Annotated in this window: 29 protein-coding genes and 2 pseudogenes; 26 read left to right on the top strand and 5 right to left on the bottom strand. The window is 34.4% G+C overall.

Annotation, left to right across the window (positions count from 1 at the left end; all coding sequences use genetic code 11):
- Positions 1–1,241 precede the first annotated feature (1,241 nt).
- The 11 genes from G9F74_RS02755 (at position 1,242) to G9F74_RS02705 (ending at position 6,690) form a co-directional block, all read left to right on the top strand.
- Positions 1,242–1,604: a GIY-YIG nuclease family protein gene (locus G9F74_RS02755; RefSeq protein ID WP_000590030.1), complete on the top strand. Its 363-nt coding sequence runs from the start codon at positions 1,242–1,244 to the stop codon at positions 1,602–1,604.
- 31 nt (positions 1,605–1,635) lie between these two features.
- Positions 1,636–1,809, top strand: a complete 174-nt coding sequence (locus tag G9F74_RS02750) for a hypothetical protein (protein WP_002044807.1) — start codon at positions 1,636–1,638, stop codon at positions 1,807–1,809.
- A gap of 11 nt (positions 1,810–1,820) precedes the next feature.
- Complete coding sequence (locus G9F74_RS02745) at positions 1,821–1,958, top strand: hypothetical protein (RefSeq protein ID WP_000472095.1); 138 nt, start codon at positions 1,821–1,823, stop codon at positions 1,956–1,958.
- A 231-nt stretch (positions 1,959–2,189) separates the two neighbouring features.
- A complete protein-coding gene (locus G9F74_RS02740) occupies positions 2,190–2,966 on the top strand; it encodes a hypothetical protein (RefSeq protein WP_000216286.1) in 777 nt (258 codons plus the stop codon).
- Between the two features lie 110 nt (positions 2,967–3,076).
- Positions 3,077–3,376 carry a hypothetical protein gene (locus tag G9F74_RS02735; RefSeq protein ID WP_000225772.1) on the top strand — a complete coding sequence of 100 codons (300 nt, stop codon included), beginning with the start codon at positions 3,077–3,079 and terminating at the stop codon, positions 3,374–3,376.
- 284 nt (positions 3,377–3,660) lie between these two features.
- Positions 3,661–4,389 carry a sigma-70 RNA polymerase sigma factor region 4 domain-containing protein gene (locus G9F74_RS02730; protein ID WP_000219382.1) on the top strand — a complete coding sequence of 243 codons (729 nt, stop codon included), beginning with the start codon at positions 3,661–3,663 and terminating at the stop codon, positions 4,387–4,389.
- A 198-nt stretch (positions 4,390–4,587) separates the two neighbouring features.
- Positions 4,588–4,857: a hypothetical protein gene (locus tag G9F74_RS02725; RefSeq protein ID WP_001002994.1), complete on the top strand. Its 270-nt coding sequence runs from the start codon at positions 4,588–4,590 to the stop codon at positions 4,855–4,857.
- A 33-nt stretch (positions 4,858–4,890) separates the two neighbouring features.
- On the top strand, positions 4,891–5,202 hold the full coding sequence (locus tag G9F74_RS02720; protein WP_000047048.1) for a hypothetical protein: 312 nt from the start codon (positions 4,891–4,893) through the stop codon (positions 5,200–5,202).
- Complete coding sequence (locus tag G9F74_RS02715) at positions 5,142–5,822, top strand: hypothetical protein (RefSeq protein WP_016109082.1); 681 nt, start codon at positions 5,142–5,144, stop codon at positions 5,820–5,822. The genes G9F74_RS02720 and G9F74_RS02715 overlap by 61 nt, the downstream gene beginning before the upstream one ends.
- A 275-nt stretch (positions 5,823–6,097) precedes the next feature.
- On the top strand, positions 6,098–6,310 hold the full coding sequence (locus G9F74_RS02710; protein WP_000657154.1) for a hypothetical protein: 213 nt from the start codon (positions 6,098–6,100) through the stop codon (positions 6,308–6,310).
- 119 nt (positions 6,311–6,429) lie between these two features.
- Positions 6,430–6,690: a hypothetical protein gene (locus tag G9F74_RS02705; RefSeq protein ID WP_000913096.1), complete on the top strand. Its 261-nt coding sequence runs from the start codon at positions 6,430–6,432 to the stop codon at positions 6,688–6,690.
- A gap of 220 nt (positions 6,691–6,910) precedes the next feature.
- Here the strand turns inward: G9F74_RS02705 and G9F74_RS02700 are convergent, their stop codons facing one another.
- Positions 6,911–7,474 carry a recombinase family protein gene (locus G9F74_RS02700; protein ID WP_000873664.1) on the bottom strand — a complete coding sequence of 188 codons (564 nt, stop codon included), beginning with the start codon at positions 7,472–7,474 and terminating at the stop codon, positions 6,911–6,913.
- Between the two features lie 573 nt (positions 7,475–8,047).
- Between G9F74_RS02700 and G9F74_RS02695 the strand changes: the two genes are divergently transcribed.
- A complete protein-coding gene (locus tag G9F74_RS02695) occupies positions 8,048–8,305 on the top strand; it encodes a hypothetical protein (RefSeq protein ID WP_001141087.1) in 258 nt (85 codons plus the stop codon).
- Positions 8,306–8,378: 73 nt separating this feature from the next.
- Positions 8,379–8,639 (top strand): hypothetical protein, encoded by a 261-nt coding sequence (locus G9F74_RS02690; RefSeq protein ID WP_001024961.1) that lies wholly within the window; start codon positions 8,379–8,381, stop codon positions 8,637–8,639.
- Positions 8,640–9,081: 442 nt separating this feature from the next.
- Here G9F74_RS02690 and G9F74_RS02685 read toward each other — a convergent pair whose 3' ends face one another.
- Positions 9,082–9,654: a hypothetical protein gene (locus G9F74_RS02685; RefSeq protein WP_000229341.1), complete on the bottom strand. Its 573-nt coding sequence runs from the start codon at positions 9,652–9,654 to the stop codon at positions 9,082–9,084.
- Positions 9,655–9,759: 105 nt separating this feature from the next.
- Between G9F74_RS02685 and G9F74_RS02680 the strand changes: the two genes are divergently transcribed.
- Both G9F74_RS02680 and G9F74_RS02675 read left to right on the top strand, forming a co-directional pair.
- Positions 9,760–10,416, top strand: coding sequence for a hypothetical protein (locus G9F74_RS02680; RefSeq protein WP_000478856.1), 657 nt, complete (start codon positions 9,760–9,762; stop codon positions 10,414–10,416).
- 161 nt (positions 10,417–10,577) lie between these two features.
- On the top strand, positions 10,578–10,772 hold the full coding sequence (locus G9F74_RS02675) for a hypothetical protein (protein WP_002044818.1): 195 nt from the start codon (positions 10,578–10,580) through the stop codon (positions 10,770–10,772).
- Between the two features lie 269 nt (positions 10,773–11,041).
- Here G9F74_RS02675 and G9F74_RS02670 read toward each other — a convergent pair whose 3' ends face one another.
- Complete coding sequence (locus tag G9F74_RS02670; RefSeq protein ID WP_001127761.1) at positions 11,042–13,081, bottom strand: NACHT domain-containing protein; 2,040 nt, start codon at positions 13,079–13,081, stop codon at positions 11,042–11,044.
- A 342-nt stretch (positions 13,082–13,423) separates the two neighbouring features.
- On the opposite strand from G9F74_RS02670, the pseudogene G9F74_RS29955 reads away from it, so the two are divergent.
- From G9F74_RS29955 to G9F74_RS02645, 6 genes and pseudogenes are all read left to right on the top strand, one after another.
- Positions 13,424–13,660: pseudogene (locus G9F74_RS29955) on the top strand (GntR family transcriptional regulator).
- A 242-nt stretch (positions 13,661–13,902) separates the two neighbouring features.
- A pseudogene (locus G9F74_RS29950) lies at positions 13,903–14,001 on the top strand (sporulation initiation factor Spo0A C-terminal domain-containing protein); the annotation flags it as partial.
- Between the two features lie 203 nt (positions 14,002–14,204).
- A complete protein-coding gene (locus G9F74_RS30505; RefSeq protein ID WP_229181206.1) occupies positions 14,205–14,504 on the top strand; it encodes a hypothetical protein in 300 nt (99 codons plus the stop codon).
- A gap of 221 nt (positions 14,505–14,725) precedes the next feature.
- The gene (locus tag G9F74_RS02655) at positions 14,726–16,204 is read left to right on the top strand and encodes a glycosyltransferase family protein (RefSeq protein ID WP_050570026.1); all 1,479 of its coding nucleotides are present in this window, start codon (positions 14,726–14,728) and stop codon (positions 16,202–16,204) included.
- 367 nt (positions 16,205–16,571) lie between these two features.
- A complete protein-coding gene (gene wsfD, locus G9F74_RS02650) occupies positions 16,572–17,990 on the top strand; it encodes a glycan biosynthesis hexose transferase WsfD (protein WP_016109077.1) in 1,419 nt (472 codons plus the stop codon).
- A gap of 199 nt (positions 17,991–18,189) precedes the next feature.
- A complete protein-coding gene (locus tag G9F74_RS02645; protein WP_000395075.1) occupies positions 18,190–19,515 on the top strand; it encodes a glycosyltransferase family 2 protein in 1,326 nt (441 codons plus the stop codon).
- A gap of 228 nt (positions 19,516–19,743) precedes the next feature.
- Here the strand turns inward: G9F74_RS02645 and G9F74_RS02640 are convergent, their stop codons facing one another.
- The gene (locus G9F74_RS02640; protein WP_001247671.1) at positions 19,744–19,890 is read right to left on the bottom strand and encodes a YycC family protein; all 147 of its coding nucleotides are present in this window, start codon (positions 19,888–19,890) and stop codon (positions 19,744–19,746) included.
- Between the two features lie 50 nt (positions 19,891–19,940).
- Between G9F74_RS02640 and G9F74_RS02635 the strand changes: the two genes are divergently transcribed.
- Positions 19,941–20,669 carry a glycerophosphodiester phosphodiesterase gene (locus G9F74_RS02635; protein ID WP_000172598.1) on the top strand — a complete coding sequence of 243 codons (729 nt, stop codon included), beginning with the start codon at positions 19,941–19,943 and terminating at the stop codon, positions 20,667–20,669.
- Positions 20,670–20,769: 100 nt separating this feature from the next.
- Here the strand turns inward: G9F74_RS02635 and G9F74_RS02630 are convergent, their stop codons facing one another.
- A complete protein-coding gene (locus G9F74_RS02630) occupies positions 20,770–21,003 on the bottom strand; it encodes a DUF2627 domain-containing protein (RefSeq protein WP_001190186.1) in 234 nt (77 codons plus the stop codon).
- A 137-nt stretch (positions 21,004–21,140) separates the two neighbouring features.
- Between G9F74_RS02630 and G9F74_RS02625 the strand changes: the two genes are divergently transcribed.
- The 4 genes from G9F74_RS02625 (at position 21,141) to buk (ending at position 26,634) form a co-directional block, all read left to right on the top strand.
- Complete coding sequence (locus G9F74_RS02625) at positions 21,141–23,213, top strand: sigma-54 interaction domain-containing protein (protein ID WP_000811004.1); 2,073 nt, start codon at positions 21,141–21,143, stop codon at positions 23,211–23,213.
- A gap of 195 nt (positions 23,214–23,408) precedes the next feature.
- Positions 23,409–24,308, top strand: coding sequence for a phosphate butyryltransferase (gene yqiS / locus G9F74_RS02620; RefSeq protein ID WP_000763063.1), 900 nt, complete (start codon positions 23,409–23,411; stop codon positions 24,306–24,308).
- 34 nt (positions 24,309–24,342) lie between these two features.
- On the top strand, positions 24,343–25,443 hold the full coding sequence (locus G9F74_RS02615) for a leucine dehydrogenase (RefSeq protein WP_000171363.1): 1,101 nt from the start codon (positions 24,343–24,345) through the stop codon (positions 25,441–25,443).
- An 87-nt stretch (positions 25,444–25,530) separates the two neighbouring features.
- Positions 25,531–26,634, top strand: a complete 1,104-nt coding sequence (buk, locus tag G9F74_RS02610; protein ID WP_000056190.1) for a butyrate kinase — start codon at positions 25,531–25,533, stop codon at positions 26,632–26,634.
- Positions 26,635–26,638 lie beyond the last annotated feature (4 nt).

The following is a 26,638-nucleotide window of genomic DNA, read 5'->3' as shown; positions in this document are numbered from 1 at the left end:
TAAATAACGGATATTCCGTACATTCAGCACTTGTATTATACCATTTTTGAAAAATGGATAGCAAGGGGTTTGGTTTCCTATTGTCCTTTTTAGGTAATTAAAAGCGTTGGTGTGCGGTAATTCCGAACGTGGATACCGTGCCCACGAAGGAACGCTGTGAAGTGTGCCCTACAATAAACGGGGTTCAGGGTAGCCAATGCAGAGAATACCCTCGGATAACAGTTGTCGTTGCATTCAACTGTCTGACGTAAGCGAAGTAAAGGACACAAGCTTTGCATAAAACAAGCCTAAGGGGTTTATACAAGCCCTAATAACGATGATAACCAAGACGTTAGTGGTAAAGAGTGTTTAAAAGTAATGGAGGGTCAAACAGGACACAATTGTACGACTGGAGTTAACCAGTTACTCGTAAGCGGCGATTGTGCAACCTGTCTCACGGCTATTCTCGTGCTTTATTGCGGGGATATGCGGGTTATGTAGCGAAATTACTCGAAAGAGAACGGTGTAGGGCGTGGACACGCACCGTACGGCGTAATATAAAGCCGATAAGCTATATACGGACGGTATAGTAGTTTTCTTACAAGCTATAACCGTTCGTCGTCGATGCAACCATCTCAATTGGCTACAATGGGAAATATGCCAGTATTGTTTGGACGTTTTAACCTCGTAATTTTTCAAAGGGGTTACTATGTCCAAACGTCATTGCAAGTGTCCAGAAGAAATGTCCAGTATGAAACCCCAAAAACCAAAAATCAATAGATTTTTAAAAGATTTAAAAGAAATTACTACCACTAACGACGGCTAGAAGACGCTTGAAGTGACTACCGCTAGCTACGATAGAGGGAAATGGGGCTTAAACGATAAATATATATTAAGAACTAAACTAATTAAAGGAGATGGAAATTAGATGGCATATAAAGATACAGTACGTGGGGTAAGAGTACGTCTTAAAGAGTTACGAAAAATGAAGAAGGAAAGAACACTTAATGAAAAGGAATTGGAAGAATTATAAGAACTAGAATTAAAAAATGAAGCAAGAAAATTAGCAAATAAGCTAGTACGAGATGCTGAATTAGAGGGGAAAATAAAAAAGGGACGTCTAGTCTCAAAAGACTAAACGCCAAAATGAATAGATAAATAAAAATAAGTACATAGAAGGGGAGTGATTCCCCGATTTATTATTAGTATATCATAGGATTAGGTTATAAAGAAAGTTAGATTAGAAATGAGGGGGAATAATTTTGATAAAGATTGATATTCCTAAGAGTTCTTTGAGTATCCCTGTATCAGAAATTCATAAAGTAAATTTGAATTCAGGATTTTATTTTATGAGAGATTCAAGTGGGGAAATTGTTTATATTGGAGAGTCTTTGAATTTAAGGAAGAGGCTTACTAAACATATGGCTGGTAAAAGTAGTACTACAAAGAGGTTCTATCATGTGTTTCATTCCGTTGATGTTTTTTATTGTGATAGGAAAGACCGAAAAATTTATGAACTATATGCTATTAACTTATATAATCCAATCGGAAATGTTGATGGTAATGAATCAGCCACTAAAGAGGAGTTGAAAAAGAAAAAGGAGGATTGGATAAGAAGATTATGAAATAAAAGTTAGGATTATAGTAAAAATTTACATGGAAACACTTGTTTGTATTGAGGGGATGAGAGATAATAATATAGAATGTGAGTCATTATTAGACCGTTTAGATTTTGTTTTATTACGTATACAACAGGTATTGCAAACGGAGTTCATTCAATCAGCGACCATTCAGGAGACGGTTTCGGTAACCTTTAAAACATCTGAATAGGAGTGCTGTATATGTTTAAGTTCTTTTACAAGAAAGATTCGGATACAACAGAGATGTACTTTCATGTTAATTTTGAAGTTATTATTTCTGCTGTATTAGGGTCTGGTGCAACTTTTGAAGTTGTTAAACAACTGTTAATGAACATATAGAAACTTGAAAAAGGAAATGTGGAGATAATCCATGTTTCCTTTTTTATTTTTAAGGCGATATAAATAAGATTAGCGGTACAATTCCTTCCCTAAATTTTTCGACATGTACAGATAGTCCGAGTCAAGAGAATTGATATAGGAAGTACACTGATAGGTTAAAAAATAACCTGATAGATTAGGAGGGAATTAATGGTAGAATGAGGTGACAATGCTTAAAGGGGGAGAAAGTTAGTGACAGTTAAGGATGTTAAGATTACTGGCGAGTTAACTGAGGGGATTTTTTTGGAAGAAAGACTGGGGAAGAATGCTAAAAAAACGCTATTATTATTCTTTGTAGAACATATCTTACATGGTACCAAGGGAATGATTGATGATGAAACAGGTGATACGATGGTTTTTCAATTCACTAAAGGAAAAACCTTTCCAGTACCAGTTGTACCTTTTATTGATTTTGAAAGAGGACGTATAGATATAGATGAACTATTAGTGTATGTGTATCTCTGTTATGTTGTACATACTTCTAAAAATTCTAATGTGAAAATAAGAGTGGATATGATTAGTAAGCGTACAGGCCTTTCTAAAAAGAAAGTGAAAGATGTCCTAAATAGTTTGTATGAAAAAGAAACTTATATCACGGATTTAGGAAAAGGTATGATTGACGTTTACTTACTTTCCAGTAAATTATTATCCGAATTAGAGTTGGCAAAAGAGTTACATGAAGAAAGTGCGTTAGAAGGCGGAGAATCTACGCCAATACCTAGAGAGTTAATGGAAAATTATCATAAATACGATTTGTCTAACACTGAATTAGCCATAGTGTTAATGTTTATGTCTTATGCGTATAAAGGCACATACACGTATGAGGAAATCATTAAAGAGATTATTGAAAAGCATCCTGAAGCACCTGAATTTCAGATACAGTCCGCAGTTAGAAAAGCTGAAAATCATGGGTTCTTTAAATTAGTGAAGTTAAGTAATGGAAACATGCAGCTTATTTATGAAGATTAATAATGTAAGGGGCGTTAGCGTTACGGTTCGGTTCTAGGGAGTGCATTCAGCTTATCACGTAGGGACGATATTACATGATAAGCTGACAATACTTAGAGGGGGAAAATATTGTGGTTGCTATAAGGGCATATCGTACATTAAGTGAAGACACACTTGGCTATTTTCAATATAAAGGAGAATGCGTTCAAGCTATGGTTAATGAGGGATTTCCTGTAGTATCGAGTGTACTTGTGGTTGATGCATGGGGGCTTCAATTTAGCGAATTGGAGGATATTGAAGTTTATCAATCAATTGCTAGAAGATACAAAGAAAAGGGATTAACTAGCACTGTAGCAGTTGCAACGGCTTTAGATGAAGAAATGAAAATGATTCATAAAACTAGAGTACAAAATATATTAAAACGTAATTAATTAACACGTCTATACTGTCTCTATCTCTTAGTCTCTGGGGAGTGTATGGTATTATTCCCATTTGATTGATATGTAATTATATTCGAAAGTTAGCCTCGATTTGTAACACTCAATTATAAAAATATAAATTCGGCCCATAATTTATTTCTAACACCGTCTGTATTGTCTTTCTCTTACGTTAATTAAGTGTAGAGGTATTATTTCCGTTAGTAAGATATGTAATTAAATTCGAAAATTAACCTCGATTTGTAACACTTAATTAAAAAATTAGGAGAGATTGAAAAATGACTGTGGTATTAGTAAAAAAGATAGAATCTACAAAGATTCAAAGAGTACAGGAGACAAAGAGACGTAGGGTAATCCGTTATAGACATTGTAATAGGATATTTGAGTTAGAAAAACAGTGGGAAGTTTACGCTAAAAGGACTTATGGTATTGAACCGGGCGAACCTTTTGAAGCATTTTATCAAACTTCACATTCATTAATTGATAATTTAGCAAGGATACAAGCAGCTACAATCTTTAAGAAATTCGGTAAGTCTACAAGGATAAGCTACAGTGATTTATACTCAATAGCCCAGGAACGTGCCTGGGAGGCTGTAGAGGATTATTCTTGGATAAGCGAGTACTATTTATATGAACACATTAAAAATGCTATCAGGTCCGTTATAATAGACTATTTACGTGCAGAGGGACTTGTCTCAGATTCCCCAGTAGGGAAAAATTTTTTTCATATTGCGAAATCAGTAGAAGCGAACTTAGAGGATATAGAAGAAGGCAAAGCGGTACCATTGAAATTGGGAAGCGTGGAATTTGAGAAGGATTTAACAACTAAACTTTTTCTTGAAGAAGTTTTAACAGGTGAAGAATTAGAAGTTGCAAAGCTATATATCATGGAAGATGTTAAAACATTAGATGAAATTGGTGGAATGCTGGATATTAAATATCGTACGCAAGTTAAAAGGTTTCTGGATAGCGGAATTAAAAAGCTGGCAACGGCCTGGGCCGCTTAAACGTATTGATTAGTTTAATTGTTATACATGTTTTGAGGTGTTATTAGTGGTTTGTTGTCCACTAGTAGTACCTCTTTTTTTATGTCTATTAACTACACAATGAATAGCGGCATGTAGTACACAAGCCCTTTGTAACGCTATATATACTACAGAAATGCTACACAAGTAGTAGTAATAGTAAGGGAGGGGGTTAAACAGATGAATGAAAAAGAATTCTTAATTCGTTTTTTAGATTCACCTACATTGAAGGCCTTGTGTAAGATTTACGACACATCATACTCGCGGCTTAGTCATGAGTTGTTATGTACTAAGGAGAACATTGCATACCATATTCACGGTGATAGTTTCTCGAAGTCGCAGAAGATGAAATTATTAAGTTTGTTTCAAGAGTACGGATTAGAAACGGCTGAATTAATGTTAGTTCATAATATGGCGAAGAAAAAAGAAAAAGTAACTAAACTATTTTAACTAAACTAAAAGCCGATAGAAAGGACGAGAGATATGTCAAAATCACGGATTGATTATATCAAAGAGTATTACGAACAGCATGAAAAGAAAGTAACACTAGTCATTCCTGGACATCCAATAGAGAATGGACAGATTAGAGTACAGGAATATGAATATAGAGGAATTAAATTTAATAGAAGCGTAGCAGAGAATGTACCGCTGCAAGAAGCAAGGGAACTTGTAGAAGCATTTCCATACATTGTATTAGTCGATTCTGAAGACGAAAAGGAAAGAGGTGAGTTAATATGTCAAGCACTGTATCAACGAGTACAAAAGCCAAAACAGGAAGTATTAGAGGACGAGTAGAGTCGTTTCATAAATCGTTTTACGATGGATTGGCGAACATTGATAAGAAGATTAAGCTAGCAGAAACATCATTACAAGAGAAGACGTTGGAAGTTAAATATGTGCGTGAAGTTGAATTGCCGAAAGCGTTAGAAATGAAGTACGTTAGTGGCGAGGAAAAAGAAGCAGAGAAACTCACTACTCTAGTAGATAAACTAAGCACTGAAATCAGAGAATTACAGGAAGAATTAGTTGTAATGGCTAATGTTCGTAAACGTTATGTAACTAGTATGGCGTTGGACTCAAAGGCATTAGTTGAACCTTTCAATAAGGAAAGAGATTCGAATGCTAAAGCGGTGTATCATCGTTTATCCGTTGCGAAACGTAAATACTTAGAAGTACTGCAAGAAGAAGCTAAGTTGCTTCATGAGTACTATACAGTAGATTTAAAGCTTGCTGAAGTAATGCGAGAAGGTGGACAAACTAAGCCTTTAACTTACTTGCCTTTGCTGTCTGCTAAACGTCATCAAGATAAGGCGTATCATGAAGATGTTTATTTAGGTGTAACAGCTGAAGAGGTTGAAAGATTTCTAAAGCGTGTAGATACACCAGAAGATATTGCTTACTTGCCTAATAAGTAATCTGGATTTCCAATTTCCTTAAAAATTTTTAATAAAGTACAAGCCCTAGATAGTTCGGTTGTCTTTACCGTTCTGTCCGGGGCTTCTTTTTTGTTTAAATAGGTCACACGTAAATTTACAGCTGGGTCCCTCTGTTATTCACGGTTAATTTTAAAATTATAAGGAATACCCTTTGTAGGGTCTGGAATGATATTTTGTTACGTTTAATATGTGTAATCAAAAGTTCTATTAAAGTAATTCCATTCTAATAAACAGGAAAGAGGAGAGGTTATAAGATGAAAGAAGAAGTTGTATTTGTAGAAAGCGAAGAACTAATGAAGCCTTGGGAAACGAAAGAAGCTATTGAATTAGCAAAAACAAATAAAGCTAGGCGTGAAGCACTACGAAAACTAGAAGCGACACCAATAGAGTCTATACCGGAAGAGTCAGGGGACTACTACATTAAGAAAATGTTAGATTTTAGTGCGAAAATTCGGGGCAGCCTTTAATAGGGCTGTCTCTTTTTTTGTTCGTAGCAGCTGTGTAAGGATTTATAGAGTGCTGTTATTTCTGTAATGAGTTTATACTAAAGTTATCTAAAAATTTATAGTACGGAGAGTGATTGCAGGTGCTTAAAATTACAGGAGTATTAAACGAATTAAAAGACGGGGAACATCGAAGTGTGACTGTTTTCCAAGGTTCTATTGAAGGTGACGATATTTTGGCGTTAGAATTAATGATACGCCTTGCTTACTTGGAACGTGAAGGAATGGCATTAGGGCCAAGACATTATAGGCCAAAAGATGCTTATATCCAAGACGTTGAAGCTATTGTGTGGGCTGCACGAATGCTATTAACAGATATGAAAGTAGAAGTTGATTGGCCGTAACTTGGAAGAGGGGGGGACGTTATATTTAACGAAGTATAGCGAATCTTGACGAAGCTAATACATGAAAGCGGGATTGTTTGGGCAGTATTAAAAATATTATTCTGAATAGAATCCCGTAACAATGCGAATGCCCTTTAACCTGGTAGGGCATGTTGTGCCTGGGAAGTGGTTTTGATTTTTTACTATATAAAAGTAAGTTTGTGCAAAAAAACACCTGCTTCTATTGTGCAGATGCTTTTCTTTTTTTTACTTCTCTTATTAAGGTTGATTTACTGATACCTGTTTTTTCTACTACTTGTGTGTAGCTGTGAGTTTCTAATAGTTGGATAGCGTGATTCATTTGTTTTGTCGTGTATTTGTTAGGTCTGCCTTCTTTATAGTCCGGGTTCTGTCTTGCAATTTCTTTTCCTTCAGCAGTACGTTCCAGGATTAAGTTTCTTTCCATTTCTGCCACCGCTAACATTGTTTGTAGGAAGAAACGGCCCATTGTCGTATTCTCTAGTAGCCCAACGTTTAAAACGTGAACCTTGACACCTCTTTCGAATAACATTTCTACAATCTCAATACCTTCTTTAGTGTTACGTGCTAGTCTGTCTAGTTTAGTTACAGCTAGCGTGTCACCTTCTGTTAAAACTTCTAATAATGCTGTGAATTCCGGTCGGTTCGTATTCTTTCCAGTATATTTTTCTGAATAAATAACTTTACAGCCCTCGCTGTTTAAAGTCTGTAATTGTGATTCTAAATCCTGGTGAACTGTACTAACACGTGCGTAACCATATTTCATATATAAACGTCTCCTTTTTGCGGGGCACTTATGGTACTGAATTATGACACCGACTGATGGTGCTATCTTATCATGTGGGATTGACGGTGTCGAATATGTTAGTATATGACACCGGTATGTAGTAAAGGTATGGGTAAGGTGATAGCTATAGGTATGTGTGCAGCAGTGGTACTTGTAGTGGTGTACGTTGTAGTAAGTGATGTCACTATGTGATGGTGCATGGTTGGTGCATTGTGTATGTGTATGTGACGATACGAAGCGATTCGAACAGCGTGTTCCGTTCGATGTGTTATAGAGTGATAGGTGGGACTAGGTATATAGGCCCTTCCCAGGTGCATATAAAAGTGCCATTTCGCACGCATTTCGCAACTTGAAAACCGCAATACCGTACCCAGGGGGCCGGGGGGCTGTATAGGCCCCATCCGACATCTACATAATTTTTTTATAATTTTTCCAGACTCGTCATTGTCTGTTAATTTAATGTTAATAAAAATCACCTGTGTAATTATGATTTGACTACCTTTCTTATAAGTTCTATAATGTCTATAGGTTCTATAGGAAGGAGGTTGAAAAATGGCTAAAGTATTCCACCCAATCGAATCCTTATTAGTTCCTGCTACTACAGGACAGAAAGCCCACCCAGCGAACACTGAATATAAAGTGTCATACGGCAGTGAAATTTGGGACGGTATTGCAGTAGAGGTATATAAGGTTCAAATGGTTTATGATGGCAAGGTTTCTGGTAGAAGGTCGCCTTCATACCCATGTGCTAGCGATTATCAGAAAGTACATGAAGCAATGCAGGAACTAATAGAAAAACACGGTAAATAAAAAAGGAGGAAAGCCAATATAGACTTTCCACCAACACACACACTTATTTTAGTCTATATTGGCGAATTTAACAATGAATATTCCGGCTATCGAGAGACTATTGAAGAATGAAGGGTTTGCCAACGTTAGATATACAGAAAAAGAAGGCTTTGTATTTGATTTAAATGCTGAAGTGCATACTGGCTGGGTTAACTTAGAGTACGATAAGCAACAGAATCAATTTGTAATTAAGGGTACTGAGTTTAAAACAACTGAATTGGCTTGTTTAATGGACGTAGCCACCGAAATGAATAGTTTCACTAGATGTATGTATCACGCTAACTCGTGGTTATAGTGAGAGATTAGAAGAGGGCCTGGTTGTGACAGTCTTTTTCATTTTATATAGTAGAAACTTCTCAAAATCATGTTATGACCTCATGCCGTTAAATCTAAAAAGATTCTATCGGCAAAATGAACGGAAAGACGTACGGCAAGGGTCGAATTGCTGTACGTCTATTTTTTATTTTATAGTAATATCCTAGTAATTCCTCTTGCCGTGTCTTATTGTTTCCATTTATATAAGTATGTAAAGTGTACAGTACATTGTTACAATGTTATTTCATTTCTCCTAATATTTGTTCCATATTTTAACGAGGTTTAGCAAGTTTTAGTGAGAGACTAATGTGGAATAGAACGCTTTTACACTGGTAAGGGTGGTTTAAGTTTTTGACTTTTGTATATCTCAGTTTCCTGAATTTTTTTTGCAGTAGGTCTAGGAAACTCGCAAAGATAGGAATTTATTTATCATTAAGCCAATTGAGAAGAAATGAGTTTGTCCAAGCTAGATTATTAGTTTGTGTTGCATGATTTAATCTGATTCTTAAGTTTTCCAATCTATATTCATAGGTTGCCAGTGAAATAGTTTTATTTGCAAATAGTTCGGTTTGTTCGACAATGTATTCTATTCTTTTTATGTCCCCACCATTTAACATACTGGTTTGACCTTTTTTAGTATTCATAAGTACTTCACAATGTTCAAATATCTCCTTAGGAAAAACCTCATATTTGCACATATTCAGGGCGTGGGAAATCACGTTACTTATGGAAATATTTGCATCGTCACGTGCAGACATTTTTAATCTTACGTATGCAAATACTGCTAATGTATGAAGTGTATATATTGTAATTACTTTATCTAGAAAATCATATGCTGAAATTCCTTTTAGCCAGCCAAACATAGAACCTTTGTCAATGAATGAACAGATAGTTAATACACAAAAAATAAGAAAAAATACTTCGAATAGATAAAATGCTAGCTGTACAAATTTTTGTCTTTTGTAATGTTTATCTCTATCTTTTATCTCTACCAATATAGTTCACTTCCTTTATCTTCATAGTTCTATTAATTATATCATTTCACATGCTATATTTATAAATGGGAATATTTTTACATAAGAAGAAATGAGGGGAAATGTATGTTTTTAAAAAAAGAAAAAAGACCATATATGATTATGAAAGCTGGGAATAATGGCTGGATAAACGTTTCAGGTAGTGATATACCAGCAGAGTTAAGAAATAAGCGTATAATCATTGAAGATTTAGATGATGAAGGAAACGTTATACAACGAACAATATTAGATGAGGAAGATAAAGATGATGTTCTTGCAGTTGTAACAGCAAAAAGAGGTTATATAAGTATTTCTAATGAAAAAGATTTACTTCAATTTACTGAGGAACAGAAAGATATAATAAATGAAATACTAGAAAGAGAAGATATGTTTCTATCTAAAGAACAGACTATCTTTTTTAAAAACTTATTTAAGGAAAATCCTTTAGAAAAAATACAATATGCACTGAACTTAATGCAAGATAATTGGGCCTTCAATACAGCAATGAACAGTCCTTACTACGCTAAAAAGTTTTCTACATTTGAGGAAGCCTTAGATTTTATAAATGAACGTGAAGGTATTTATTATGCTATGAAAAAAGATGGAACAAAACATTTAGATTTTATAGACAAACCTACAAAGAAACAAGCTGTTTACCAACGAGTAAAAAATGGTAATCAAATTGTGTTCCTTAGTTTTGCTGATTTTAAAATATATGTGGTATCAGAGGATGAACTACAGTAGGACAGAGGGGGCTTAATAGGATTAGAAGGTGTTTTAGTAAAGGGAAATGGAGAATTTATGATGTTAGTCAAGAATATGAAGTATTTAATGTATTTGAAATAAAGGGATACTCTGAAATTTTAGAAGAAGAATCAGAAATATTAACTTTGTGGGCTAATGATGTGCATTATGAAGAACAATTAGCTAATCTTGCTTTAATATCGAAGTCTGTAGAAATGTTTGAAATGCTGGAAGTATGTCTTAAGCAGTTTAAAGAAGAGAGAAACGAAATAATGGTTAAAAGAATAGAAAAAATTTTAACAGCAGCTACGGAAGAAGAGTTTGAAGTGGTTGTAGAAGAAGTTGACGAGGATTAATTAAGGAAGTAAAGATAAAAGTAATAGTAATATAGTTAAACATGTATGATAGAGATTTAAATTGAAGAAAGTATGTAGAAATAAATTCTCTACACACTTTCTATTTATTGATGTTTCAATTTAGATATAAATCGCTAAATCTTATGTATAGATTGAAAATGCAGGATATGATAATTTTAAAAAAAGCAAACGGGCAAGAGAAAAAGTTCATTATAGAGACTATGGAATATAATTCGCTTAGCCAGAAAGGTATTTTCAAATATAATGATTTAGTTCTTCTCTGTTCTTTTCATAAAACCTAAAATACTCTTTTTTTGATTTGTTTTTAGTGCATCTAGATAATTCTTTGCTTCATCATAATTTAGGATTAGACAATCTAGAAAAGCCCTTGCTATGAATGGGATATATTTCTCAGCTTCAGTGCCTGTTACTGGTATATTGTGTGCCAAGTGTAATGTACTCCAATCACCTTCTTCAATATATCTAAATCTATAAACTGTTTCGTTTATATCTTTAGGTAAAATGTGTTTAAGATTTGATTGTACAAAAGGATATCTTTTTACGAAAAGAATGTTCAGTAAGGCTTCTAGATTATAAAAAGATTTTATATCACCCTGTAGTACCGATACTTCGAATGACAAATCTTTATCATCATTAGACATGGCAAAATACATACCACCAAAGCTATAGTCAATTTCTTTGTTTACAAGCAATATACCATACCTATCCATAAAGTTCTTTCTATTGTCTGACAATGCCCTGAAAACTTTCTCACCTTTATTCCTTTCTCCTTTTTTTGCAAGAAGCACCTCTTTTTGGAAATTGAGTTGCTTTAATATCTTTACATTCCCAGTATGTTCTTCCTCTTCTACATGATTTATGAAATCTTCTAATAATCTTTTCACAAAAATATCATTAAATGTTTTTTTATCAATATCGGCGTAAATAGTTAGTAAATTAGAGAAATCATCTAAATAAGTAAGTTGGTTTTCCCAAAGCCCCTCTAGAAATTCTACTTTATCACGGTCAATTGATATATATTTAGCGGCGAAATATTCCATAAAGGATTTGTGAATCCATTTGTAGCTGGAACCTTCTTTAATTAGTAATGGAACATTTTGTATTATATCCACAAGGACTTCAGAAGGTTCAATTTTCCTTTCAAGTACACTATCTTTAAGTACTTCTTTTAGTGCATTTAAAAGATGGTCTTTTTCAAAGTCATTAATACCACCTTCTATACACTGGAACGCAAATTGTTGTAGGAAAGAATCTAATTCATCTTTAGATAGCCCACTCAATATCTGTCTTTTATAACCATCTTCTTTAGTTAAGTCATGGTCAGAGTAAAGTGCATCGTATACATGACGATAGAAAGATGCTTGAGTTAAAGGGAGTTCATGCTTATTTCTATATGTAAGGTACAAAAGAGAAACATATAAGGGATTTTCTAAAAATTCATCAAACTGACCTTTTGCGTTATCAATAGTTTTTACAAGATTTTCATGTAATTTGTAACCCGAAACGTTATCATATTTCTCTATTAACTCAAATGATTCTTCCTTTTGTAAACCTACAATTTCAAATTTTTCAAAATCCGAAAAATGGAGGCCATGGTGTGGTCTAGATGTAATAATAAAACGGTTTTTATTACCATAGGAGATAAACTGTTTTAAATCTGAAGATACTTTATCCCTATCATTTCCAGGTATTTCATCATAGCCATCTAAGAAAAAGAGAAAATCCCCATCTTTTATCAATTCTATAATATGTTCTTTTGTGAAATCAGCAGATATAAAGTTTATCTTTTTATATATTTCATCTATTACACTGTGGTTAATATTTAGTCTTCTTAGTTCGATAAATACAGGTATTTGAATTTGTTGTCTAATGGAAGATAAAAATAAAAACTTTAAGAATGTTGATTTGCCCATACCAGCACTATCAGTTATTAGCAACTTAGAGTGACTTTTAAAAAAATCGTCATTATAACTATCTAGTAACACTGCATCATTAGGTTTAGCATAACTATCAAATTCTAAAGAGAGAATTTTTAATGGTTGATATACATGTTCTAAATATACTTTGCGGTGTTTCAAGGCAATAGTTGGGATAGTACTATATTCATTAACACTGTTTTCCAGGTATCTATTAAATTTTTCTGCTAATTCATCGTAATGTTCAAATTTTATTTTTTTTCTTTCAAAAACATTGTTTATTTTGGATTTTAATATTTCAAATAGATATTTAGTAGATTCAGTGGCTACTGCCCTCGTTGCTGAATCTACTAAAATTTGTTCTAACGGCATATTTTCCCTCCTAAACTAAAATATAGAATATCTTTATTCTATATTACTTTTATATATATTTAAATTCTCTTATTTAATTTTCTAGGTATCAGAGGAATGAAGTTTATTGAAAATAAATTCAGCACAGTAACGGCATATTTTTCTCCTAAGATATAGAAGACACAACTATCACGGTGCCAGAGAGGAATAATTAGGGGAGAAAACTATTAGAAAAATAGGAGGGGAGTCACTAGAGTTAATGGGAGTCATTGTTGTTGTAGTAATTAATTTGTTCTATATCGAAGGCTAGGTGTCATTTGTGTAAGTACTAAAACATATAATAAGGAAGAAAGGTGTCTATTATTGGGGTTATTCAAACGCACTAACTTAGATAAAACAGAACTATTGTTACTATATATTATGAAAGAATTAGAAGCGGATAAAGCACCCGTGAAGTTATCGTATAACTAGTTACAGGATTATTTACGTGCTAATCGCAATACAACGTCAAAGGCAATAATAGGATTGAGAGAACAGAGGCTATTGTTTGTTGCAGTAGGACAGGGGAAAGCTTCGAATACTTACCAACTTAGACTATAGGAGTAGGGGGATAGTGGTAAAACAAGAAGCTGAATAGAGAATCACGTGAAACAGTACATGGATATCATTTAATTCTATTGACGTTTGTCCCTGTGTTTATGTATTATATTGTTATACACAATTAGTAACGTAATGTTACCAATGAATTAGCAAAAACTAAACCAATAAAGGGCGTGAAATTTAACGTATTTATTGGGCGAAAAGAAAACTTCAGAAATACTTACATATTAACGTTTAAAGCTTTCGGTTATACAGTATCCATGTCAAAAGCAAAACCTACGAACTCTGAGTTTATCGCAATGGTTGCGGATAAGTTGAGACTTGAACATAAGGCTAGCTGAGAGTAGAAGTAGTAAAGGGTTTATTTTTTAGCAAAGCTGACGGGTTTTTGAAATCTATAATCAATATTAATTTTAAACAAATAAACTTTTCATCCGAAGACCAATGAATGTTATGATTCGTTGGTCTTTTTATTTTGTCACGAAAAAATGGAGTAGTAAGTTTGAATGTGTCAAAGTTTTTGAAATTAACGAAAGGGGGTTATTTGATTTTATGGAAAACAAAACCACTTTTTAGTAATATTACATATAAGAAGAGGTTTTTTATGAAAGGATTACAAGGCACAGATAAGGGGAAGGGAAATAAAATATTAACATGGCTAGGAATAGTAACAACTATCAGAGTTCTTGCTGTTGCAGTTACTTTTCAAATGTTAGGACTTGCAGATAATCTAGCAGATAAACATGCGAGTGCTGAAATAGATAAAAAAGAAGAATCAGCGGTAGTAGATGGTGTTCATCCTGCACTTATTATTAATCTTCACCAATCGAGCTTTTCGACCTAATGTCTTCGCAAAATTGTGAGTTGATTTAGTGAATGGATAGCGGAAGTTGTTTAAATATATGTAAAAAACCTTAAGAGAAAGCAGATTATACAGGTAATATAATACGTTGGTTTGACAGTGCAATTTTGATAACGTATCATTAATTGGGGAATGCTGGAGATATAGGAGAATAAAAGAATGTCTGTAAAAAAATAGTGAATCAATTTTATCCAATCATTGTTATGACGGTGTTTTTATCTGTATTTTCAATGATAGTAAGTAAATTTTTTATCCCGAAAATAATTTGGATGAGTGGAGAATTTCCTTATCCGACTGAAGAGTATACTGCGCGAAAAGTAGGCGTTGTTATAGTAGCGACACTTCTTTTATTTGGGCTTTTCTTTATGTATTATAAATGGATTATTAATAAAATGAAAAGAACGTATACAAATGTCGTGATTGCCTTGGGTATAATGGGTATTTTGACAGTAGAAATAATTATTACTTCTATAGCGTTTAACCCTGTTGTAGGAGATTATGCCATCCTTAAAGAAGGAATTGTCTCTGTGTTTAATGGAGATAATTATTTTTTAGAGATGGGACAGCTTTTATTTTATCCATATAATACACATATTGTATTATTAGGAGGGTACTTTGCCAAATTAATCGGAAGTGTAGATGTAGCAATGAAAATATTACCAATAGCATGTATAACAGGGAGTATTATTTTAAATGTATTGATTGTAAGGAAAATTACAAACTTTAAAGTTGCTCACATATCGATTGTATTGTCTGTACTAAATATTTTTATATATTGGCAGGCGCCAGTTTTTTATACACACACATTAGTAATATTTTTCATTTCAGCAACGATGTATACGTATTTGTGTTTGAAAACGGCAGAAACAAAAAGAATGCAGGTTATTTTATGGGTTTTATTGGGAGTTTTTGCAGCTTGTACTTATATTATAAGACCGACAGCATTGGCCGTAGCGTTGGCGATTTTAATTGAAAATATTTTAAAGTTTCGTAAGAAATATTCTCTGAAGGTGTTAAGTAGTGTTGTATTTTGTTTAATTCTCATTATAAGTTTTAAAGGTATAACGACCAAACTGAATCTCAGTACCGATAATGAAATTGAAAAAATTCCATACACCCATTGGATAAAAATGGGCGTTAACAAAGATACGTATGGTGTCTGGAATCAGGCGGATTCAGATTATATTAATGATGAAAAGATGAAGAATACGAAGGACTTGAATGAACACAATAAAGAAGTTATAGTACAGCGATTTAATGAACTTGGCGTAATGGGTTATATAAAACATTTAAATGAAAAAATAACTAGAGAATGGGTATCGAGTCAATTTTCAATGTATCGTATTGGGGAATGGTTCCAGCAGAAAGATGAAACGGTCACAAATTTTGTATCGAACTATAAAGAAACGAAGTATAAAATGGTTACCATATATTCGTATATTTTTAAGTTATTTATCTATCTAGCTGTTTTAGCAGCAGTTATTTTTTATAAGCAGAAAGATGAAGCTGAATCAGAGGTTATACGGATCTCAATGGTTAGTATACTAGGAATACTTACTTTCTTGTTACTATGGGAAACGGCACCTCATTATACTTATGAGGCTTTTGCATTTATGAATATTCCGGCTTCTTTAGGATTGTATAAATTGTTTACGATTTTCAATAATAAAAAAATAGTTTAGATTAGTTGTTAAACCCTATCTTGTAATAAGATGGGGTTTTATGTATAGGATTAGGTAATTTATTGTTGAAAGAAAATAGAATTATAGCGAGTAGATTGTTGTTCTGGTGTTCTAAATGTAAAATTGACAGTTTTAGGGTGATGATGTAGAATTTGGTTAGTTTTTATATTTTGAATGCTCTGGTGATTATAGAGATATGTATATTATGAATATGTTGACTTTTAATATCTCCAGGTTTTCATCAAAAAACACGCTAAAAGAAGTCATGGTTTTTAGTTAGAAAGAGGGGAAAGGACTGTGTTAATTTTATGCTTGTCTGACAAAAAACGATGACATAATAATTATACATCTATAAAGGAGACAGAAAATGCAGACAAAGTGGTTAAAATGGGAAGTTATAGCAGTTGTTGTTGCGGCAATAGTAATGATTGGTTTATTACTTATTAAGCCTATTGTTGGTCTCGCTGACAATGGTGACTTTGAACGTATTATGATTCAAATTGGATTGGCTTATCCAGATCCAAATGAAGCGAGGGTAGATAAATACTTTTCATTTATCCATCATTTATATGCTTATGTGAATCCAGCTGCAGGTGATTATGTTTCTTCGCAGTTGTTTCTCATGGTTCCAGCTTTATGGATTGGTAAAATATTACCAGGACCTTGGTTTGATATACGAGTTCTAGCGGTCGAATATATTATGATTTTTCTTCTAGCACTATATCTAATTGTCAAACTGAATAAAACGAATAATAAAATCGTGAATGGTTTTCTTGTAACGTTAACAATTGTTGTTTTTGCAGATATTGGATACATAGTATATTTTAATTCTATGTATGGTGAAGCTGTAACGTATGTGTTTCTATTTTTAACAATTGCATTAGGAATACAACTTGCGCGTCAGAAACATCCGTCTATTTGGTTAGTTATTTTGTTTTATATATCAGCAATAATGCTAGCTTGTTCTAAAACGCAGTATACACCAGCAGGATTTATAGCAGCATTACTTACTATTAGACTATGGTTTATACGCAAGGATAAAGTATGGAGAAGTGTAATTGTATCAATGACGGCATTACTTTTAATTTTATCTTTCATTTGTTATAAAAGCTCACCTGCCTGGATTGATAAAATTAATATATATCAAACAGTATTTTATGGGGTTCTTAAAGATTCTCCAAACCCAGAACAAGATTTACGTGATCTTGGAGTTGATCCAGAACTTGCTGTAAATGCAGGAACTCATTTTTGGTCTAATGCAGCGATACCACAGGAAGACCCGAGATTGCACAAAGAATTATATAATAAAATAAAATTCCCTGATATCGCCAAATTTTATTTGACGCATCCACAAAGATTTTGGAGTAAACTAGAGGCAACAGCTGAATATGCTTGGACTATCCGACCGTCCGTTGATGGGGTTGCTTTTCTTGGTAATTATGAGAAAAAAGATAATCCAGTTCCCGCTACTCAAGTGGAGACATTTTCTTTATGGAGTCATGTGAAAGAGCAATATCATCCAAATGGATTCATATGGATTGTTCTTTTATACGTTTTATATGGACTAGGAATTTTGCTAGAATACAGAAGAGCTAAGACGCATAGTGAGCGGCTTATTCCTGACATATTTACAGCGGTAGCTATAATTGGCATGATTTCTTATGTGGTCCCATTTGTTGGAAGTGGAGAAGGGGATTTCGCTAAACATTTATTTTTATTTACAGTTTGCTTAGACGTAATGTTAGTAAGTGGGATTTGGTGGTTAGCGAAAGGTAGATTACAATAAAAGCTTAATTAATAGAGGATAATAGTCAGTGGAGATAGATAAAAAAAGCTGACTAAAATTCCACTGTATTTTATGATTATTTACGATACTAATCTTCATCGTTATGTAAGAAAAACTATTTGAAATACGAAACGAACTAGATTATTATTATTTAAGAGTCTATAATGGTGTATATTGGAAAGATTTTAGGAGGATGGACATGGAATTTTTGAGCGGAAAAGTAGTTACCGTGTTATTAGCATTGTTTTTTATCATTACAGTATATGTTAATATTAATACGGTATACTATGTAATCATTTCCTTTTTTGGATTTGGTAAAGCGAAACGTGATTATGAAATAATTGAAGATAAGACAAAGTTTTTAATATTAGTTGCAGCACATAATGAAGAGAAAGTAATTGGTTCAACTATTGATAATTTAAGAAAAATTCAATACCGAGATGATTTGTATGATATTTATGTTGTAAATGATAATAGTACGGATAGAACAGGTGCTATTTGTGAAGAAAAGGGAATGAAATATGTTAATACAAGTGAACAGCTATTTCCTCGTGAAGGCGTAGGGAAACCAGCAGGTTTACAATATGCGTTACGTCATTTAGGATTTGATAAACTGACTGAAAAATATGACTGTTTAATGATTTTAGATGCTGATAATCATGTCGATTCGAATGTTTTACAAGAGTTAAATTCACAGTACATTGCTAAAGATAAGCCAGAAGCGATTCAAATTTATTTAGATTCAAAAAACTCAGCGACTAATTTATCGCTTGGTTATGCTATGAGCTATTACTTAACAAATCGTTTCTTCCAGCTGGCAAAATATCGTCTGGGATTACCGAATGCTATTGGTGGAACTGGGTTCATTGTTAAAATGGAGTACTTAATGAAACATGGTGGTTTCCGTTTTGATTCGCTAACAGAGGATTTAGAATTAGAGATGGAAATTGTTAAAGATAATGGAAGAGTATTATGGAATCACTTTGTTCGAGTATACGATGAAAAACCAGATAACTTTAAAATTAGTATTAAACAACGTACGCGTTGGTCTCAAGGGCATTGGTATGTTGCATTTACAAACTTTAAACCTATGGTAAAAAAACTGTTTACTGAAAAAGGGAAAATAAGAATTATTGACCAGTTGTTTTATCTATTCGGAATGACTCGTGCAGTTCAAATGACAATAACCTTGATAGGTATTTTAATTGCTTTAGGATATGTTGTTGCGACGCAATCATATCAAGATATCCCTGCAATAGGGAAACGTTTAGTTGCGATGATTTTAGGTGCGAGTATTCTTTCTTTAATATTATTCCTGTATCAATTTGTTGTTTGTATGTATTATGCAGTTAAGGTAGATACAAATAGAAAGTATAAACTTATCCAAATGAGTTTTTCTATCTTTTATTACGCATATACGTTTGTTTATGCTCAAATTGTTGGTCTAATTAAATGGAAGCAACAACATACATGGGTGAAAACAGAGCATAATAAGACAACGATAAATCATAAAGTGGATAAATGATAAAGGTTTAATATATTTCCAATAGAGAAATGAAAGAGCGGTGCCATGAGGCAACGCTCTTTCATTTTTTTGTTCAAAGAATGCTTGTAAGAAAGCGATTAGTTGTGGGATCAGTAGGAGAATAAGACAAGATAACTTATCTGGTGGAAGTTTCACTGTATGGAAGATGTACTTGTGATAGTATATGTAGTAAGGATAAATTAAAAAGTCCTGCAAAACAGGACCATATTATTCTTCGTCTTTATTTTGTTTTTCTAATTCAACTAGCTTTTGAATTAAAATGTGTTGTGGCATATGCATGAGCTGTTCGAGCGGCACACCTAATGCTTTTGATAAGCGAACTGCAGTGTCTGGAGAAATTTGTAATGGTCTCATAGAAGTACCTCCTTTTTCGTATAGTATAGCATAAGATTGGGGGAGTGAGGATGACTCTTATATTTGCACATCGTGGTGCAGCGGGAACGTATCCGGAAAATACAATGGTTTCATTTGAAGCGGCGGAGGCTTTTAGAGCGGACGGAATTGAGCTTGATGTTCAACTAACGAAAGATGGAAAGGTTGTCGTCATTCATGATGAAACAGTGGATCGGACAACAAATGGAAAAGGTGCGGTTCGAAATTATTTATATGAGGATTTATGTAAGTTGGATGCGAGTTATAAATTCGGTGATAAAGTAGGTTTTTGTAAAATACCTCTTCTAGAAGAAGTATTAGAATGGCTCGCCAAAACGAAATTGCTACTCAATATTGAATTTAAAAATAATAAAATCCCATACAGAGGTTTAGAAGAAGAGGTTATAACACTTGTACGTAAGTTTAGTCTAGAAGATCGTGTTGTATTTTCTTCGTTTAATCACTACAGTATGAAAAAATGTCATATGATGGCTCCGGATATTCAAACAGCTATTTTATATCGTGAAGGTTTGCATAGTCCGTGGGCATATGCAAAAAAAATGGGCGCAACAGCAGTACATCCTAATTATCGTTACCTTCAAGATGCCATAGCTATACTAACAATGGAAAGTGGTGTAGAGGTTCGCCCCTATACAATAAATGAAGAAACTCTTATGCGTAAATATTTTGATATGAATATTTCGGCGATTATTACCGATTATCCTGAAACAGCAAGAACTTTATTGCCGATAAAAAAATGAGACCTAATATAAAGGTCTCATTTTTTATTTATCAAGCTCTTTGTTGTAGGACTCATCATCAGTTAGAAATGGATAAAACCCTAGTGATTAAAGTTTTACTTTATCTTCTAAAGCGAGCTTGAACTTTATTGCGTTTACGGTCTCGGTGTAAGACGAAGCCACCAAAGATGTAAAACCCGAGTGCGAAGCAGAGAGCGCCAATAAAAAACTGTAACCATAGTATAGAAATTGGGGGGAATAAAATCCCAAACACAGTATCTCTCATTAACTTAATGCCGAATACAGCTAATGAAATAGGGATGAGTGCTAATAATAGAGCAAGGTAACGCTGCATACATAACGCTCCTTTTCAGATTATTTAGTATATTCCAATGATGTTATATGAGAAGGGGGTTTGTCAAGAGGGGGCTGAGCGAGTAAGATAAAGGTGTGAAAAATTTTGCAGAGATACTTCGAGAGGAAGTGTAATGTATGAAACAAAAGGTTTTAATTGTTGGTGCAGGTGAAGGTGGAAGTACACTGCTGAATCTGTTACAAAGTTCGAATATATTTCAAATTATAGGAGTTATTGATATAAATCCGACTGCGCAAGGATTACAAATTGCTAAGGAAAATGGGATTGTGATTGGAGAGAGTGTAACTCCGTTTCTTTCTATGCATATCGATGTCATATTTGATATGACAGGTGACGATGGTTTACATAAAGTTTTACTAGAGAAAAAGCATAAAGATACTCTTCTCATTCCAGGTGATATTGCGAAAATTGTTACAAAATTAGCGCATGAGAAGGAAGGTTTAATTGGACAGTTAGAGGAACAGACGCAACAAGGAGAATTAATTTTAAATTCTACACATGACGGTATGATTGTAATTGATAAAGAGGGACAAGTCCGTCTTTTTAATAAAAGTGCAGAGCGTATTATCGGATATAAAAAAGAAGACGCGATAGGGAAATATATTTTAGAAGTTATTCCAACTAGTAAGCTGCTTCGCATTATACGTACGAAACAAATAGAAGTAAATTATGAACTGACGTTAGAAAATGAAAAGAAAATTATTACAACACGTATTCCAATATTAAAAGAAGGAGGAGAGGTTCAAGGGGCATTTGCGATTTTTAAAGATATTACAGAAGTTGTAGATTTAGCGGAAGAAGTTACAGATTTAAAAGAAATTCAAACGTTACTCGAGGCAATTATCAACTCATCTGAAGAAGCAATTTCGGTTGTCGATGAGAAAGGAAGAGGATTAGTTATAAACCCTGCTTATACGAAGTTAACGGGTTTAACAGAAGAAGATATTCTTGGACAACCGGCTACAACTGATATTGTAGAAGGTGAAAGTATGCATATGAAAGTACTTCGAACGCGTAGGGCGGTACGCGGAATACATATGAAGATTGGGCAAAAGAAGCGCGATGTAATTGTAAACGTAGCACCCGTTATTGTTGATGGGATATTAAAAGGAAGCGTCGGTGTAATTCGTGACGTATCAGAAATTCAAAAGTTAACAAATGAGTTGAATAGAGCGAGACAGATTATTCGTACATTAGAAGCAAAATATTCATTTGATGATATTGTCGGAAATTCAGATGAAACAACTGCAGCTATCGAGCAGGCGAAACTTGGGGCGAATACACCGGCAACAGTATTGTTACGCGGAGAATCTGGGACGGGTAAAGAATTATTTGCACATGCGATCCATAATGGAAGTAATCGAAAATATAATAAGTTCGTCCGTGTAAACTGTGCGGCGATTTCGGAGACGTTGTTAGAAAGTGAATTATTCGGTTATGAGGAGGGTGCGTTTTCTGGAGCGAAAAGAGGGGGGAAACGCGGATTCTTTGAGGAAGCGAATAACGGTAGTATCTTTTTAGATGAAATAGGTGAGTTGTCTGCAAATACGCAAGCGAAACTCCTTCGCGTGTTGCAAGAAAAAGAAATTGTAAAAGTTGGTGGAACGAAAGCGATACCTATTAATGTTCGGGTAATTGCAGCGACACATGTGAATTTAGAAAAGGCTATTCTAGAAGGAGAGTTTAGAGAGGATTTATATTATCGATTAAATAAAATTCCAATTCAAATTCCGTCTCTTCGTCAGCGAAAAGGAGATATACCGGCAATTGCTGAACGATTGATACAAAAAATAAACCAAGATTATGGTCGGAATGTAGAGGGGCTCACTGATTCGGCTATTTCCTATCTACAATCATATGAATGGCCAGGGAATGTAAGGGAACTTGAAAATATTTTAGGACGAGCGATTATCTTTATGAATTATAACGAGATATATATTGATGTACAGCATTTACCCCCTTTGCATAAAGAAGAGCAGGCGGAGTTAGCTCAAAATAACTTATTACCTGAATTAGAAGAAAAGCCACTTGAACATTTAGTGACAGAGTTTGAAGGGAATATTATTCGTGGATATCTAGAGAAATTTGATGGGAATAAAACGAAAACTGCAAAAGCATTAGGAATTTCAGTTCGAAATCTATATTACAAGCTAGAAAAGTATGAGTGTGCAAAAAATAGCATGCAATAAATTGCGTACCGTGCAATTTATTGCATGGTATATAAAAAGCGACAAATTAAGACAGAATGTTTCGTTATTTTGCAAAGTATTGATTTTACTGCATTTTGAATGCGTTTTCATTATTGGTAAGACCACTTTAAAAAGTTGGCACGGTATTTGCTTTATAAATAAACGAGGGACGACGGAAAGGGTTGATTACAAAATATGAAGTTAGAACACTTAATTGATCAAGCAGCAGGACAGCCTAAAAAAACTGTAGCTGTAGCAGTAGCTGAAGATCATGAAGTAATTGAAGCTGTAGCGAAAGCGATTAAATTACAGCTAGCTCAATTTCGTCTATATGGAAATCAAGAAAAAATAATGGGGATGCTACAAGAACATGGTTTACAAACTTCAGACCACATTGAAGTGATTGCAGCAGCGTCAAGTGCTGAGGCTGCAGAGCTTTCTGTTAAATCTGTGAGAAACGGTGAAGCAGATGTGCTTATGAAGGGCAACATCCCAACAGCGAATATTTTAAAGGCTGTGTTAAATAAAGAGTGGGGGTTACGTAAAGGTAGCGTGCTTTCACATGTAGCAGCATTTGAAGTTCCAAATTACGATCGTCTTATTTTCGTTACAGATGCAGCGATGAACATCGCACCTGATGTAACACAAAAAACTGCTATTATACAAAATACTGTAGAAGTTGCCCGGGCAATAGGAATCGAGTTGCCAAAAGTGGCACCAATTGCAGCAGTAGAGGTTGTGAATCCAGCGATGCAGGCGACAATTGATGCAGCGATGTTAACACAAATGAATCGCCGCGGACAAATTAAAAATTGTATCGTTGATGGACCACTTGCTTTAGATAATGCAGTATCACAAATCGCAGCAGAGCATAAAGGCATAGTAAGTGATGTAGCAGGTAAGGCAGACATTTTACTCGTCCCAACGATTGAAGCTGGAAATGTGCTCTATAAATCACTCGTTTACTTTGCAGATGCAAAAGTAGGAGCGATGATTGCTGGCGCAAAAGCACCGATAGTTTTAACATCTCGTGCTGATTCAGCAGAAACAAAAGTATATTCATTAGCATTGGCAGTTACGACTGCTTCAAAATAAACCAAAAAGGGTAAAACATTAGGGGGAAACGACAATGACATTAGAAATCTTCGAATACTTAGAAAAATATGATTATGAGCAAGTAGTATTTTGTCAAGATAAAGAATCAGGTTTAAAAGCAATTATTGCAATTCATGATACAACACTTGGACCGGCTCTTGGTGGAACAAGAATGTGGACATATGATTCTGAAGAAGCGGCGATTGAAGATGCATTGCGTCTTGCAAAAGGGATGACATACAAAAACGCAGCAGCTGGTTTAAACCTAGGTGGAGCGAAAACAGTAATTATCGGTGACCCACGTAAAGATAAGAGTGAAGCGATGTTCCGTGCATTAGGACGCTATATTCAAGGATTAAACGGACGTTACATTACAGCTGAAGATGTTGGTACTACAGTAGATGATATGGATATTATCCATGAAGAAACTGACTTTGTAACAGGTATTTCACCTTCATTCGGTTCTTCTGGAAACCCATCTCCAGTAACTGCATATGGTGTATACCGTGGTATGAAAGCAGCTGCGAAAGAAGCGTTCGGTACAGATAATCTAGAAGGAAAAGTAATTTCTGTTCAAGGTGTTGGTAACGTAGCATATCATCTATGCAAACATTTACACGCTGAAGGAGCAAAATTAATTGTTACAGATATTAATAAAGAAGCTGTACAACGTGCAGTAGAAGAATTCGGTGCAACAGCAGTTGAGCCAAATGAAATTTACGGTGTTGAATGTGATATTTACGCACCATGTGCATTAGGCGCAACAGTTAATGATGAAACTATTCCACAACTTAAAGCAAAAGTAATCGCGGGTTCTGCAAATAACCAATTAAAAGAAGATCGTCACGGCGACATCATTCATGAAATGGGTATTGTATACGCACCAGACTATGTAATTAATGCAGGTGGCGTAATTAACGTAGCAGACGAATTATATGGATATAATAGAGAACGTGCGCTAAAACGTGTTGAGTCAATTTATGACACAATTGCAAAAGTAATCGAAATTTCAAAACGCGATGGCATAGCAACTTATGTAGCAGCAGATCGTTTAGCTGAAGAGCGCATTGCAAGCTTGAAAAACTCTCGTAGCACATACTTACGCAACGGTCACGACATTATTAGCCGTCGCTAATCATTCATATATAACTTTTACAAAAGGTGTGGTTACCTCTTATGAGGTTTCCACGTCCTTTTGAATTTATTAGTGGAGGTAGCAACATTGTCCTTAAATCGAATTCTTGTTATTAACCCGGGTAGTACATCCACAAAAATTGGTGTTTTTGATAATGAAAGACCTGTTTTAGAAGAAACAATTCGTCATGATGAAGAAAAGATTGGGAAATATAAACGAATTATCGACCAATATGAGTTTCGAAAAGAAACAATATTAGAAGTTTTACATTCTCACGGTATTAACATTTCAAAATTGAACGCTGTTTGTGGGCGTGGTGGATTACTTCGTCCAATAGAAGGCGGAACATACACAGTAAACGATGCAATGTTAGAAGATTTGAAAAATGGATTTAGCGGTCATCACGCTTCAAATCTTGGAGGCATTTTAGCATATGAAATCGCTTCTGGATTAAATATTCCAGCATTCATTGTGGATCCTGTCGTTGTAGATGAAATGGAACCGATTGCTCGTATAAGCGGTATTGCTGGTATGGAACGTAAAAGTATTTTCCATGCATTAAACCAAAAAGCAGTTGCTCGTAAAGTGGCTGTAGAATTAAACCACAAATACGAGGATTTAAATTTATTAGTTACACATATGGGCGGCGGTATTACAGTTGGTGCTCATAAAAAAGGAAAAGTTATCGATGTTAATAATGGCTTAAACGGAGAAGGACCATTTAGTCCAGAGCGTGCTGGTACAGTACCAGTAGGACAATTAGTTGAGATGTGTTTCTCTGGTGAGTATTACCGAGACGAAATGGTTAAAAAACTTGTCGGACAAGGTGGACTTGTAAGTCTTATCGGTACAAATGATGCAATTAAAGTAGAACAAATGGTTGAAAAAGGCGATCCTGAAGCAACTCTTATTTATAAAGCAATGGCATATCAAGTTGCGAAAGAGATTGGCGGAGCTAGTGCTGTACTTCACGGAAAAATCGATGCAATCGTATTAACTGGTGGACTTGCATACAGTAAAATACTTGTTGATGAAATAAAAGAACGAGTGGATTGGATTGCAGATGTTATCGTACATCCAGGGGAAGATGAGTTAGAAGCGTTAGCAGAAGGAGCACTTCGTGTATTACGTGAAGAAGAAGCGCCGAAAGAGTATGTGGTAAGAGAAAAACAAACAGTAGCTAGGGGTTGAGATA

Source organism: Bacillus sp. EKM202B (assembly GCF_011066025.1).
Lineage (GTDB): Bacteria > Bacillota > Bacilli > Bacillales > Bacillaceae_G > Bacillus_A > Bacillus_A toyonensis.
The sequence above is the reverse complement of the archived record's forward strand: the minus strand, read 5'-3'. Positions and strand labels throughout refer to the sequence as shown.

Coding starts and splice junctions, on each gene's coding strand:
- G9F74_RS02750 (WP_002044807.1), top strand. CDS start 1,636: ATGGAAACACTTGTTTGTATTGAGGGGATGAGAGATAATAATATAGAA.
- G9F74_RS02745 (WP_000472095.1), top strand. CDS start 1,821: ATGTTTAAGTTCTTTTACAAGAAAGATTCGGATACAACAGAGATGTAC.
- G9F74_RS02730 (WP_000219382.1), top strand. CDS start 3,661: ATGACTGTGGTATTAGTAAAAAAGATAGAATCTACAAAGATTCAAAGA.
- G9F74_RS02725 (WP_001002994.1), top strand. CDS start 4,588: ATGAATGAAAAAGAATTCTTAATTCGTTTTTTAGATTCACCTACATTG.
- G9F74_RS02720 (WP_000047048.1), top strand. CDS start 4,891: ATGTCAAAATCACGGATTGATTATATCAAAGAGTATTACGAACAGCAT.
- G9F74_RS02715 (WP_016109082.1), top strand. CDS start 5,142: ATGTCAAGCACTGTATCAACGAGTACAAAAGCCAAAACAGGAAGTATT.
- G9F74_RS02710 (WP_000657154.1), top strand. CDS start 6,098: ATGAAAGAAGAAGTTGTATTTGTAGAAAGCGAAGAACTAATGAAGCCT.
- G9F74_RS02700 (WP_000873664.1), bottom strand. CDS start 7,474: ATGAAATATGGTTACGCACGTGTTAGTACAGTTCACCAGGATTTAGAA.
- G9F74_RS02695 (WP_001141087.1), top strand. CDS start 8,048: ATGGCTAAAGTATTCCACCCAATCGAATCCTTATTAGTTCCTGCTACT.
- G9F74_RS02690 (WP_001024961.1), top strand. CDS start 8,379: ATGAATATTCCGGCTATCGAGAGACTATTGAAGAATGAAGGGTTTGCC.
- G9F74_RS02680 (WP_000478856.1), top strand. CDS start 9,760: ATGTTTTTAAAAAAAGAAAAAAGACCATATATGATTATGAAAGCTGGG.
- G9F74_RS02670 (WP_001127761.1), bottom strand. CDS start 13,081: ATGCCGTTAGAACAAATTTTAGTAGATTCAGCAACGAGGGCAGTAGCC.
- G9F74_RS02655 (WP_050570026.1), top strand. CDS start 14,726: ATGACGGTGTTTTTATCTGTATTTTCAATGATAGTAAGTAAATTTTTT.
- wsfD (WP_016109077.1), top strand. CDS start 16,572: ATGCAGACAAAGTGGTTAAAATGGGAAGTTATAGCAGTTGTTGTTGCG.
- G9F74_RS02645 (WP_000395075.1), top strand. CDS start 18,190: ATGGAATTTTTGAGCGGAAAAGTAGTTACCGTGTTATTAGCATTGTTT.
- G9F74_RS02640 (WP_001247671.1), bottom strand. CDS start 19,890: ATGAGACCATTACAAATTTCTCCAGACACTGCAGTTCGCTTATCAAAA.
- G9F74_RS02635 (WP_000172598.1), top strand. CDS start 19,941: ATGACTCTTATATTTGCACATCGTGGTGCAGCGGGAACGTATCCGGAA.
- G9F74_RS02630 (WP_001190186.1), bottom strand. CDS start 21,003: ATGCAGCGTTACCTTGCTCTATTATTAGCACTCATCCCTATTTCATTA.
- G9F74_RS02625 (WP_000811004.1), top strand. CDS start 21,141: ATGAAACAAAAGGTTTTAATTGTTGGTGCAGGTGAAGGTGGAAGTACA.
- yqiS (WP_000763063.1), top strand. CDS start 23,409: ATGAAGTTAGAACACTTAATTGATCAAGCAGCAGGACAGCCTAAAAAA.
- G9F74_RS02615 (WP_000171363.1), top strand. CDS start 24,343: ATGACATTAGAAATCTTCGAATACTTAGAAAAATATGATTATGAGCAA.